This is a genomic window from Sulfitobacter sp. HNIBRBA3233, from assembly GCF_040149665.1.
Taxonomy (GTDB): Bacteria; Pseudomonadota; Alphaproteobacteria; order Rhodobacterales; family Rhodobacteraceae; genus Sulfitobacter; species Sulfitobacter marinivivus.
Map to the genome: position 1 here is coordinate 26,496 of NZ_JBEFLP010000009.1, position 10,429 is coordinate 36,924.

Genomic DNA, 10,429 nt, shown 5'->3' on the forward strand with positions numbered 1-10,429 from the left:
GGGGCCGGGACTTGGCGTCAGTTCTTGGTGATGTTCCAGAACAGCGGCGCGGGCGCGTCCAGCACCCCTTCGAGGGAGTTCGACCATGCGGTCGGCACGAAGTACTGGCCGATCGGCGCATAGATGCCTTCCTCGTAGGCGATCTTCTGGATTTCCGCGGCAAGCTCTTTCTGCTTTTCGAGCGAAGTCGAGGTTGCGTATTCCGTCCGCAGTTCCTCAAGCTTCGGCACGTCTGGCCAGCCGAACCAGCCCCCGGCGGTACCCTTGCCGTTGACCATGTTGTTGACCAGCGGGTTGAACACGTCGGCACCCACCCAGTTGGTCATGAACATGTGCCAGCCGCCCTCGTCGATGGGCGCCTGGGATGCACGGCGGCCGACCAGCGTCTGCCAGTCCATCGCCTGCAGATCGACGGTAAAGCCCGCGTCACGCATCGCCTGCGCGATCACCACCGGCTGCGAGCGCAGCGAGGCAACGTCGGTCGGGTGCATGACAACGATGGGCGTGCCATCGTATCCGGCTTCTTCCAGCAGCGCCTTGGCCTGCTCCATGCCGTTGCCCTCGACCAGCGTTTCCGAGCCGACGTCAGTGGCCAGCGGCGTGTCACAGACGAACATCGCACCGCAGATCTTGTAGAGATCGGGTGTACCGACCAGCGCTTCGAGCACGTCCTTCTGGTTCACCGATGCAATCGCGGCCTTGCGGACCAGCGGGTTGTCCATCGGTGGGTTCAGCGTGTTCGGGCGCATGATCGTCTGGAAGCCGAGCGCGTTGAGGTTCTTGACCGTCACGTCGGGGTTCGCCTCGAGGATCGGCAACAGGTCCGATGGCGGCTGCTCCCAATAGTCGATCTCGCCGGCCTGCAGCGCGTTCAGCGCGGTCTGGTCATCGGCCATCACGACCCATTCGACACGGTCCACCTTCACGACCTTGCCACCGGCGGCAAAGCTTGGCGGCTCGTCGCGCGGAACGTAGTCTTCGTTTTTCTCGTACACCGCGATCACACCGGGCTGGTATTCATCCGCGACCCATTTGAACGGGCCCGACCCGATCTGCTCCGGGATCGCCTCGGTCGATGGTGTCTCTGCCAGACGCGCGGGCATGATGAATGGCACGTTCGACGACGGCTTTGCCAGACTGTCGATCACCAGACCGTAGGGTTCCTTCAGCTTGATCACGAACTGGTTGGGCGCATCGCCCTGCATCATGTCCTCGACGAAGGACATCAGCACCTGGCCCATGCCGTCGCGTTCGCCCCAGCGCTTGATCGACGCGGCGACATCCGTGCCGGTCACATCCGCGCCGTCGTGGAATTTCAGACCGTCGCGCAGGGTGAAGGTATAGGTCAGCCCGTCCTCGGACACTTCATGGCTGTCGACCATCTGCGGCTGCGGCACCAGATCGCTGTCCAGCGCATAGAGCGTGTCGAAGATCATGTAGCCGTGGTTCCGGCTCATGTAGGCGGTGGTCAGGATCGGGTCGAGAACCCGCAGATCCGAGTGCTTCACGGCGCGCAGCGTCTGCGCGTCCAGTCCGCCCGCCAGCAGGGCAAAGCCCGCAAGCGCCGCGCTGAACAGAGACATTCGGAATGTCCCCTTCGGCGTGGATTTCATATTCAGAAAATTCATGTCGTAACTCCCTTGGATGTTGGTGTCTTCACGGGGCTTTTGCCCCTTTTATCGTCTTGGCCTTCTGGTCTGTCTGTCGGGTCTCCTTCTTGTTTCATACACGCACCGCCCGATCAGGCGGCGGTTTTGGGGTCGAACACAGGGCCCAGCGGCTCCAGCCGCATGCCGGGGGCAAGATTGGTGAAAGGCAGGCTCGCCGGGCTGACCGGCATCGGGCCGGGGGCCGTGCAGGTCAGGATCGTCTCGGCGATACCGTCGAAATCGGCACGGAAATGCACCGAGCTCTTGTTGACGAGGATCGCCTGCGCCTCGGGCTCGATCCCGACAAAGCGGTACATCTCGCGGTCGGCCATCTGCGCCTTGTGGGTCGTCACCACCACCCGCACATCGCCGATGCGCAGGCAGGCGGACGGGCCCATGTCCAGAGGCGCCCCGCCGTAGAACGGCCCGTTCGCCACCAGCTTGCCGTCCGACAGGGTTTCGACCGTGAAACTCCCCTCGAAAGGGGCGTCGCCCGCGATGCCGGAAAAGCCACCCAGCGCGAGGGTGATCTCGGCCCCCTGCCCCGCCGCATGGGCCGCCGCCGCCGCCCGCGGATCGACCATGTTGCCGAGCGCCGCGCGCTGTGCGTTCTGCGCGACCAGCGCGCGCAGCATGCCCGTCGTATTGCTGTCCCCGCCCGCGCCGGGATTGTCCTGCGTGTCCGCGATCACCACCGGCTTGGTCGCCGTCCGCGCGATGCGCATCGCCTCGATCACGCCCGCCTCGGGCTCGAATGTCTCTCCGGCCAGCGCGGGTTCTGCATCCAGAACCGCCTGTTCGATCCGGTCCGCCGCGGCCTCGGCCCGCGTCGGGCCGTCGGCGTAACAAACCACGGTCGGGCCACAGCCCGGAAAATCCGCCGCCGGAAAACCGAAGAAGAAAGACGTGCTGGCAACGCCGCCCCCTTCCAGCCCGGCGACCAGATCATAGATCCCCTTGGCCGGCTCGGCCCGGGTGCTCTGCCACGCGATGGGCACCAGAAACGGCAACCGGCGGAACGCCTTCGCGAAGGGCGCGCCGCGCGCCATCAGCGCGTCCAGCTGCGTCGCCGCGCGATAGCCGGTATCGGCCATGTCCACATGCGGATAGGTGCGAAAGCCCACCAGAACATCCGCCGCCTCGCCCATCGCTTCGGTGATGTTGCCATGCAGGTCCAGCGACGCGGCGATCGGCACATCGGGGCCGACGGTCTCGCGCACCCGTCGCAGCAGCGCGCCCTCCCCGTCATCCTCGTGTTCCGCGACCATGGCGCCGTGCAGATCGATCAGCACACCGTCCAGCGGCCCTGCGGCGGCAATGCCGGAAATAATATCAGCTGTGATGCTTTCGTAGGCATCTCGCGACACATGAGCCGACGGAATCGCCCCCGCCCAGAGGATCGGCACCATTTCCCAGCCGGCTGATTCGCCAAATCTCACCGCGCCGCCGATGCCCAGATTGATGTCGCGCCCCCGCTCCAGAACCGCCGCGCCGCGCACGAGGGGCATGTATCCACCCCCCTGAACAAAGTCCTCCATACGCGCCTTGGTAGGCGCGAAAGTGTTCGTTTCGTGCAAGAAACCGGCAAGCGCCACGCGCTTCGACATTAGTTTTACCCCCGTTTTCGTCGACCGGATGCGATGCAACGGCGCCCCTTCGACGATGGATCAAAGTATTGCCAGACAATACAACGGCATCGTATAGAAAGCGTAGGACGGACGCTTACTCTGCGTCAATGGCGCAGCTACCGGAGGGCCCGTATGTCCCGCAACACGACCCGTGCCGAACCCGGCAAACGCGCCCCGACCGCCGAGGACCGCGCCAACCCGCTTTTCGTCCGGTCCGTGGAAAAGGCAACGGCGGTTCTGTCTGCCTTCCACCACGCCAACGGGCCGCTGACCCTGACCGACATCGCAAGCCGCGCCGGGATCGACCGCAGCGCGGCACAACGTATGGTGCACACCATGCGCGCGCTGCGCTACATCGACAGGGACGCGGACGGTCACGGCTTTGTGCCCGGCGTGCGCTTGCTCGATCACACGCTCGACTACCTGCGCCTCAATCCGCTGGTGCGACAGGCCACCCCGGTGTTGCAGGAGCTGCGCACGGAGGTCCGCGAGCGGGTGGATTTCTCGCTCTTCGACGATTTGCGCGTCATCTACGCGATCCGTCTGCAAACCAAACGCCAGACCTTCAATGCCTCCATCGTAGGCCACAGCGTGCCCACCTTCTGCACCTCCGGCGGGCTGGCGATCCTCGCGCGGCTGCCGCAGGACGCCGCGCGCGACATCGTCGAACGCTCGGACCGCAGGCCGTTCACACCCCATACGCTAACCGAGGTGGACCAGATCATGGAGGCCATCGAGGAAACCCGCGAACGCGGGTTCGCGCTGACCATCAGCCAGATCCTCGCCGGTGAAATCGCGATGGGCTTTGCCATTCTCGATGCGCATGGTGCGCCGGTGGGGGCGATCCATATCGCGGGCACTCTGGCGGAATGGACACCCGAGGATTTCGCCGCCCGCGCCGCACCTCTGGGCCAGCAAGCGGCTCGTGCGCTCAGCAAATACTGATTTCATACAGGAGCTTTCCATGGACACCCTTACCCTGCCCGGCCTTTCCGGCCCCGCCAGCATTTCCATCGACACATGGGGCATGGCGCATATCCGCGCTGCATCCCCCCGCGATGCGTTCTTCCTGCAGGGGTTCAACGCCGCCCGTGACCGGCTGTGGCAGATCGATCTGTGGCGCAAGCGCGGCCTTGGCCTTCTGGCCGCAGATTTCGGCCCCGGCTATCTGATGCAGGACCGCGCCGCGCGGCTGTTTCTCTATCGCGGGGATATGGCGCCCGAATGGGCCGCTTACGGCGAGGACGCAGAGGATATCTGCACCGCCTTCGCCCAAGGCATCAACGCGGGTGTCGATCTGGTGCTGGATGGTACATGGCCCCTTCCCCCCGAATTCGCCGTGTTAGGGACGAAACCGGCCCATTGGGCCCCCGAGGATGTGGTGCGCATCCGCACCCACTGCCTGTCGCGCAACGCCGCGTCGGAACTTGCCCGGATGCAGGTCCACCGCCTTGCCGACGCCGAAACCGATCTGCTGCGCGTGCCCCTGTCGCCCCCCGTCCCCGCGCAGGAGTGGGAGACGATGTCGGACGCCGAGCTGCCGCCCGATGCACTGGCCGTCTATGAACTGGCAACCGCCCCCGTCACGTTCCAGCACGACCGCCTGAACGCGACGCTGGAGGAGGCGCATCTGTGGGCCGCCGTCGATGCCCGCAAAGCGGTCCAGCGGGCCGCGCCCTCCATGGAGGGATCGAACAACTGGGCAATCGCCGGATCGCAAACCGACAGCGGCCGCCCGATCATGGCCAGCGACCCGCACCGGCTGCACGCCGCGCCCTCGCTGCGCTATATGGTGCACCTCAGCGCGCCGGGGATGGACCTGATCGGCGCGGGCGAACCTTCGTCGCCCGGGATCATGGCGGGCCACAACGGCACCGCGGCCTTCAGCCTGACGATCTTCTGTGCCGATCAGGAGGACGTATTCGTCTACGATCTGGCCAAGGAGGGCCGCGCCTACCGGACCACCGACGGCACCGAGGAGTTCACCGAACTGACCGAGACTTTCGCCGTCAAGGGCGCGCCGGATCAGTCTCTGACACTGGTGTTTTCGCGTCATGGACCGGTTGTCTACAGCAACGGCACGTCGGCTGTCGCGGTCCGCACCGTCTTTACCGATCCCGGCACGTCGCCCTATATGGCCAGCCTCAAATCCATGCGCACGACCAGTGTGCCGGCCTTCCGCGAAGCGCTGAAGACCTGGGGCGCGCCGTCGGTCAACATGGTCTATGCCGACATCACCGGCGACATCTGCTGGCAATCCGCCGCCTATGTGCCGCGACGCAACGGGTGGCGCGGTCTGGCCCCCGTGGCGGGCGACGGGCGCTTCGACTGGCAAGGTTACATGACCGCCGCCGATCTGCCGGCCATCGTCAATCCCGACCGGGGGTTCGTGCATACGGCAAACGAAATGAACATCCCCGACGGCTGGGATCACGCGGCTGACCCTGTCGGTTTCGAATGGTTCGAGGACGGGCGCGCGACCCGCATCGCCGATGTGATCGCCCAAGGCGGCGCGCGCGATGTGGCGGGCAGTTGCACACTGCAATGCGACAGCTTTTCCGCGCCCGCGCTGGCGCTGTGCAAGATGCTGCCCGACACCGCCCCTGCCCCGGCGCGCGACCTGCTGCGCGGCTGGGACGGCCACGCGCGCGTCAACTCCGCCGCGGCGCTGTTGTTCGAACACTGGCTGTCGGATTTCCTGCGCCCTGCCCTGCTCGACCGTGTGACAGACGACCCTGCCCTGCGGGCCTACCTGACCCCCGGAAACATCCCGACGGTTGCGCGCCTGCTGGACGGCCAGCACCCCGGGCTTGCGCAGCGCGCGGGCCTCGACCGCGACGGCCTGCTGGCCGAAACCCTTGCCGCCGCGTGGGACGCGACCTGCGCGCGCTTCGGCGACAATCCCGCCGACTGGCGCTGGGGCGATCTGCACAAGGGGTATTTCGACCACGCTCTGACCCCGCTGGGAGGGACACATGACGTCGGGCCACTGGCCACTGCCGGCTCCAGCACCACGGTGATGATGGGCCACTACGAGGCGCGCGATTACCATGTGCGCAACGGCGCCTCGGTGCGCATGGTCGTGGACGTGGGCGCCTGGGACAAGAGCGTCTGGATCAACGCGCCGGGTCAGTCCGGCCTGCCCGGTCATCGCCACTACGACGATCTGGCCCCGCTCTGGGCCGAAGGGCGATACGTCCCGATGCTCTATTCGGCCGCCGCGGTGGATGCGGCGACCGAAACGCGGATCGACCTAGTCCCGCAAGGGGTTTAGCCCGCACCACTGCGCGATGAACAAGGCCAGCACCACCGTCAGATCGCGCACCGATTGCAGGTCCACGCGCTCGTCGAACCCGTGGATGTTCTGCGCGCGCGGCCCGATGCAGAAAGCAGGAATGTCGTAGTAAAGACCGTAGAACCTTGTGTCGGTCAGGGCCGTCATCTTGGTCTCCTCGATCTTGCTGTCAGCCCCGAAAACCTGCGCGTGGGCCGCGCGCATAACGTCCAGCGCCGGGTCCGCGTCCTCGCCCAACACATAACCTTCGGCCTGGAACCCGTTCCACACGACCTCGGGCGGGCTGTTGGACAGGAACGGATGGTCGCGCGCGGCGGCGGCGACCCGTGCCTCGATCTCGGCGCGGGCTTCGGCCAGATCCTGCCCCGGCAGCACGCCCATCCGGCAATCGATGTCGCACCAGGCAGGCACGCTCGACGCCCAGTCGCCACCGGCGATCTTGCCCGCGTTGAAGTTCAGCGGATGCGGCACATCGGCGTAGACTGGATGGTCGGCGGCGCGGGCGTTCCATTCCGCCTCCATCTCCTGCAGGGCGCGGATCATGTCGTATCCCGCGAGGATCGCGTTAGACCCTTCGCCCGCGTGCGAAACATGGACCGGCTTGCCGCGCACCCGCAGCCGGAACCACAGCGCGCCCACCTGCGCGCGGTTGATCGTCAGCTCGGACGGTTCGGGCAGCACGGCAACGTCCGCGCGGTATCCCCGCTGCAACGTCGACAGCGCACCGAGGCCGGTGGATTCCTCTTCGATCACGGACTGGAAATGCACGGTCGCCGCCGGTTCAAACCCGGCCGCGCGCAATGCGTCGAGCGCGAAAAGCGCGGCAACGGTTCCGGCCTTCATGTCCCCTGCCCCGCGCCCGTACATCCAGCCCCCTTCGATCACCGGCTCGAAAGGCGGATGCGTCCACATGTCGGAGGGCCCGGCAGGCACCACGTCGAGATGCCCTTGCAGGATCAGCGACCGGCCCTTGGTCTCGGACGGATGGTGGCTGCCCACGACGCTGCGCGCGCGGGAGAAATCACCGTCGATCGGTCCGAACCCGGGGAGGTGTTCGAGATCCGAGAGGTGGATTGTCCAATCGTCAACCTTGTATCCGCGATCACGCAGGGCATCGGCCATGTAATCCTGCGCCGGTCCTTCCTCGAACCGCAGGCTGGGAATGCGCACGAAATCCGCGAGGAATTTCGTCTGCGCGTCAAAGCCGTCGTGAACCGCTTTGGTGATCGCGGTTGCGGCGTCAGTGGAAAGCGGCGGGGTGGCGTCCGGGGATGTCATGGCGGTGCTCCTGTTATGGGTAACGCCGCCATCTTGGTCTTTTCTGACCCAGCGTCAATCGCGGCGTCAGAAGCGAAAAATACCTAAAGTACTGAAAAATATATACTTTAATTTTCAAGCGGGGTTACCCATGGGTAACCAGCCCGGTTTTCGGGCGGCAGAGCGGTTACCCATGGGTAACCGCTCCACCCTGCCCCGCGCCCGCGCAACCGGTTACCCATGGGTAACCGCCTAGCGGATGCGCGGGCCTTTCAGCACGTTCTCGAAGGCGCGCACGGCCTCTTCCAGCAGATGCTTGGGCGCGGTCGCGTAATCCTGCGCGCTGACGATCCGGCATTCGCCATCCCGCGCGGTGACCTTGGTCTTGCCGACGTAGAATTCGAATTTCTGCTTGGGCTCGGCGCTGTCCTTCTCGGGCTTTGCGCGGGCCTTCTGCGCTGTAACGAAAGCGGCAAGCGCCGTATTCTGCGCCTCGGCGGTATCACAGCGGGACAGCTCCGCGCGCAGGGCATCCGCGTCCTCTTCGGAGGAGATCGCGCGGGCAACATCCACACCCAGATTACGGGCGACGGCCTTGGGGAATTTCAGGTCGTCCCCGACTGCGACCAGCAGGAAGACGAAGCTGCGGATGTAGGACCGCTTGGTCTTGTGCAGCGCGGCGTAAAGCCGGTTCACCAGCTCCACCGGATCGGTTTCGTCGACGCCGCTGTCGCGGGCGGCGGTAATGGCAACCTGCGCCATCTCGGCAAAGGTCAGATCCTCGCGGACCACGTTCTCCTCGACCATATCGACATAGCGCAGCATCCGGTCGGCGGCCCCGCGCTCCACCCGCGCGATCACCGTGGCGAAACGGTCCTCGCCGGTCTCGGCGTAAAGCTGGGCGAGCGCGGTCAGGCGGCGCCAGCCCTTCTTGATCTGGTAGACGCCGTCACCGTCGACATAGACTTCGACCGGCTCTTTCTGACCGCGCTCGCGGATCGAGGCCTTCAGCTCATCCATCTCGTCCGAGCGCGCGACGGCGTCCAGCTCCATCCGGTCGCGGGGCAGGTCGGTCGTCGCCACTTCGGCCAGCGGAATGTTGACCAGCAACCGGCCTTCTTCCTGTGCCGTGCGGTATTCCTTGGCGTCCTCGGCATTCTGGCGCCGTTGGGCGACCTTGGCGTTGGTGGCTTCGGTCAGGTTCTCGGCGGTATCGCGCACGGCGGCCCCCATGGGACCGGGCGTGCGGGGGCGGCGCGACTTGGGGGTTTCGGGCTCTACCGGCGCGAAGCCGAACTTGTTGCTATTTGCCATCGGTCTTCTCCTGCTTGTCGGTGTTGCGTTTCCACGCGGCCAGAACCGTCGCGTGGAATTCCTCGTAGGCGCGGTCGAAACTCTGCCGCGCGCGCTTCCATGTCTCTCGCGTCATCTGGCGGTAGTCCTGCTCGTAGACCGACATCTGGAAGCGGCCCGACTGTTCCACCGCGCGCGTCATCTCGATCGGGTGGGCGCAGACATCCGCGCCAAAGACATTGCGGAACGCGTCCATCATCGCGGCGTGCAGGGGGTTCGCGCTCTCAAAGCGGGTCATCAACAGGCGGATATCGGAAAACCGTTTCGGAAGCGTGATACCAGCGTCCGCCGCAACACCGGCGAAGCCGTCCGAGATGTCGGCCATCGCATCGCCGAGCTGGCCCAGGTAGCTGGTGGTGCTGTCGTATTCCCAATAGCCGGGCCCGGACGGGATATAGAGAATATCCGCCGCGAAGGCCGCGTTCAGCGACTGGTAGCCGATTGCGGGGGGGCAGTCGAAAATGATGATGTCGTATTGATCGTCCGGCAACTCGTCGAGGTAGCGGGCGACGCAGCCGAAGAAGCTCCACGCCTTGTGCAGCGACCGGTACTGCGCCGAGGCGAATTCAACGAAGGCCGCGTTGGCACAGGACGGGATGATGTCGATGGTGGGCCAGCAGGTCGGCTGGATGAAATCCTGTACCCGCTGCGCCCCGATGGCACGGACATCGTCGGGCAGCTCGTCCGAGGACGGGTAGGGGCAATCGTCGGGGTCATCGTAGCTTTCCATGATCCGATCCGCCTCGCGGCACAGATCGCGGCACATGATGCCCCAGACGGTGTTCGTTTCCTTCACCTCGACGATGCCCATGGAATGGGTCAGCGTGGCCTGCGGGTCGAAATCCACGCAGAGCACGCGGTAGCCGTCCAGGGCGGCGGCATTGGCCAGATGCTGGGCGACTACCGTCTTGCCGACGCCGCCCTTGAAGTTGCTGACCGCGACCCGCATGGCGCGGCCCTTGGCGCGTTCGGGCATCAGCGTCTTGCCACGGAACCGGACGCGGCGGCGCAGCTCGTTGATCTCTTCGAGCGTGAACCAGCGCTGGCGTCCGTCGTCCTCGGTCTCTCCCTGCGGGAGCGAAGGGTCGTCGGCCAGCTTCTTGCGCAGGGTGTCGGCGGGGACATCGAACATGAACTGGCTGATCTCCCAGATCGAGAAGGGCCGCAGCGCCTTCACCTCTCCGGGAGAAAACGTCGCCTTGCGCACCGCGCTTTGCTGGGCAAGGCTGCGTTCGTTCATGTTCAGA

General features: G+C 65.6%; 7 protein-coding genes. 2 read left to right on the forward strand and 5 right to left on the reverse strand.

Annotation, left to right across the window (positions count from 1 at the left end; genetic code table 11):
• Positions 1-17: 17 nt before the first annotated feature.
• Complete coding sequence (locus tag ABMC89_RS18640) at positions 18-1,628, reverse strand: ABC transporter substrate-binding protein (RefSeq protein ID WP_349570685.1); 1,611 nt, start codon at positions 1,626-1,628, stop codon at positions 18-20.
• Positions 1,629-1,741: 113 nt separating this feature from the next.
• On the reverse strand, positions 1,742-3,256 hold the full coding sequence (locus tag ABMC89_RS18645) for a M81 family metallopeptidase (RefSeq protein WP_349570687.1): 1,515 nt from the start codon (positions 3,254-3,256) through the stop codon (positions 1,742-1,744).
• Positions 3,257-3,409: 153 nt separating this feature from the next.
• Here ABMC89_RS18645 and ABMC89_RS18650 point away from each other — a divergent pair, with 153 nt between their 5' ends.
• On the forward strand, positions 3,410-4,222 hold the full coding sequence (locus ABMC89_RS18650; RefSeq protein ID WP_349570689.1) for an IclR family transcriptional regulator: 813 nt from the start codon (positions 3,410-3,412) through the stop codon (positions 4,220-4,222).
• Between the two features lie 19 nt (positions 4,223-4,241).
• Positions 4,242-6,551: a penicillin acylase family protein gene (locus ABMC89_RS18655; RefSeq protein WP_349570691.1), complete on the forward strand. Its 2,310-nt coding sequence runs from the start codon at positions 4,242-4,244 to the stop codon at positions 6,549-6,551.
• On the opposite strand, the gene ABMC89_RS18660 is transcribed toward ABMC89_RS18655, so the two are convergent.
• The 3 genes from ABMC89_RS18660 to ABMC89_RS18670 all read right to left on the reverse strand — a co-directional run bounded on the left by ABMC89_RS18660 (position 6,531) and on the right by ABMC89_RS18670 (position 10,422).
• Positions 6,531-7,850, reverse strand: a complete 1,320-nt coding sequence (locus tag ABMC89_RS18660) for an ArgE/DapE family deacylase (protein ID WP_349570693.1) — start codon at positions 7,848-7,850, stop codon at positions 6,531-6,533. The two genes, ABMC89_RS18655 and ABMC89_RS18660, sit on opposite strands and share 21 nt — an antisense overlap.
• Positions 7,851-8,081: 231 nt before the next feature.
• Positions 8,082-9,143, reverse strand: a complete 1,062-nt coding sequence (locus ABMC89_RS18665; protein WP_349570695.1) for a ParB/RepB/Spo0J family partition protein — start codon at positions 9,141-9,143, stop codon at positions 8,082-8,084.
• Positions 9,133-10,422: an AAA family ATPase gene (locus ABMC89_RS18670; RefSeq protein WP_349570697.1), complete on the reverse strand. Its 1,290-nt coding sequence runs from the start codon at positions 10,420-10,422 to the stop codon at positions 9,133-9,135. Before ABMC89_RS18670 ends, ABMC89_RS18665 begins: the two co-directional genes overlap by 11 nt.
• Positions 10,423-10,429: the final 7 nt, after the last annotated feature.